This window comes from Micromonospora sp. NPDC023814, assembly GCF_040639595.1.
In the GTDB taxonomy this organism is placed as follows: domain Bacteria; phylum Actinomycetota; class Actinomycetes; order Mycobacteriales; family Micromonosporaceae; genus Micromonospora.
Map to the genome: position 1 here is coordinate 1 of NZ_JBFAAF010000221.1, position 1,654 is coordinate 1,654.

The 1,654-nt window shown below is 68.0% G+C and carries 2 protein-coding genes; both read left to right on the plus strand.

Annotation, left to right across the window (positions count from 1 at the left end):
- Position 1 precedes the first annotated feature (1 nt).
- Complete coding sequence (locus AB0G14_RS35585; protein ID WP_357705191.1) at positions 2 to 796, plus strand: helix-turn-helix domain-containing protein; 795 nt, start codon at positions 2 to 4, stop codon at positions 794 to 796.
- Positions 797 to 935: 139 nt separating this feature from the next.
- Positions 936 to 1,625 carry a transposase gene (locus AB0G14_RS35590; RefSeq protein ID WP_357705193.1) on the plus strand — a complete coding sequence of 230 codons (690 nt, stop codon included), beginning with the start codon at positions 936 to 938 and terminating at the stop codon, positions 1,623 to 1,625.
- Positions 1,626 to 1,654: the final 29 nt, after the last annotated feature.

Below are 1,654 nucleotides of genomic sequence, written 5' to 3' on the forward strand. Positions count from 1 at the left end.
GATGCGGCCAGTCGGTGATCGGGCTGATGAGGACGTCGCAGACGAAGTCGAGTGCTTCTTCGGTGGTGCCGCTGAACCAGTACTGGTCTTCGTAGCTGTTGTTACTGGCCCGGTAAGTGGCGAGGCTCCAGCGGTGGGCGGATCCGCTGTAGCGCAGTCGCATCACCGGCAGCTGCTGGCCGCCGGTCAACTCGACGGTGACGTAGGCGAACTGACCCTGGTAGCGCACGTGCACCGCGGCCAACTGCGGCCAGTTCGCCCTGGCCCGTGCCCGCAGTCGCTGCGGCAGGGACGTCTTCGTGGAGGCAGGGATGACCGGCATAGGTTCACATCCTGCCGCCTCCGGCGTGTCCTGTCGGCTTGCGGCACGCCTGACCGGCATCCTCGACCAGCCCTGAACGAGATCATCTTCAATGGAAGCTGGCCGGTGCCTGCCCCTCACGCTCGCCCGATTACCCTGACCGCCGCCGAACGGCGCGGGCTCACCGCTCTGGCCTACTCCCACACCGCCGCATATCAGCACGTCGTCCGGGCCCGGATCGTCTGCGATGCGGCCCGTGGGCACTCCAACGCCGCGATCGCCCGCCGACACGACCTCACCGTCGATACCGTGCGGCGCTGGCGCGGCCGGTTCGCCGACGAAGGCCTCGCCGGCCTCACCGACCGGCCCCGCCCGGGACGGCCACCACGGTTCACGCCGGTCCAGGTCGCCGAGGTCAAAGCCCTGGCCTGCCAGTTGCCGGCCGAGACCGGGCACACCACTGTCGAAGTGGACGTGCCCGGACCTGGCCGCTGAAGCCGTCGACCGGGGCATCGTCGCGGCGATCTCGGCGTCCACCATCCGCCGGATCCTGGCCCGCGACACGCTCAAGCCCTGGCAGCACCAGTCCTGGATCTTCATCCGCGACCCGCAGTTCGCCGTCAAAGCCGCCCGCGTGCTCGGCCTCTACGCCCGCACGTTCGACGGCGTCCCGCTCGGCGATGACGAGTACGTGATCTCCAGCGACGAGAAGACCAGCATCCAGGCCCGCTGCCGCTGCCACCCCACCCTGGCACCCGGCGTCGTCCGGATGATGCGGGTCAACCACGAGTACCAGCGCAAAGGCGCCCTCGCCTACCTGGCCGCCTACGACGTCCACCAGGCCCGAGTGTTCTCCCACCGCAACGCGAAGACCGGCATCCTGCCGTTCATGACCCTGGTCGAGCAGGTCATGACCCAAGAGCCCTACGCCTCGGCGAAACGGGTGTTCTGGGTGGTCGACAACGGCTCCTCACACCGCGGCCAGGCCGCCGCCGACCGGCTCAGCCGGCGGTTCCCGAACGCGGTCATGGTCCACACCCCGATCCACGCCTCCTGGGTCAACCAGGTGGAGATCTACTTCTCGATCATCCAGCGCAAGGTCCTGACACCCAACGACTTCACCAGCCTTGACCAGGTCGAAGACCGGCTCACCGCCTTCGAGCAGCGCTACAACGCGACCGCCCGGCCCTTCAGATGGAGATTCACCCCGGCCGACCTCGAGGACCTCATGGCCCGGATCGAGCGACACGAACAGAAAGAGCAGAACCTCCAACAGCCCACCGGCTGCGATCACCAGCCTGCCGCACACGCCCTGGCCGCATAACCCCCGAAGGACTTACGCCCTGAACCACT

Coding starts and splice junctions, on each gene's coding strand:
- AB0G14_RS35585 (WP_357705191.1), top strand. CDS start 2: ATGCGGCCAGTCGGTGATCGGGCTGATGAGGACGTCGCAGACGAAGTC.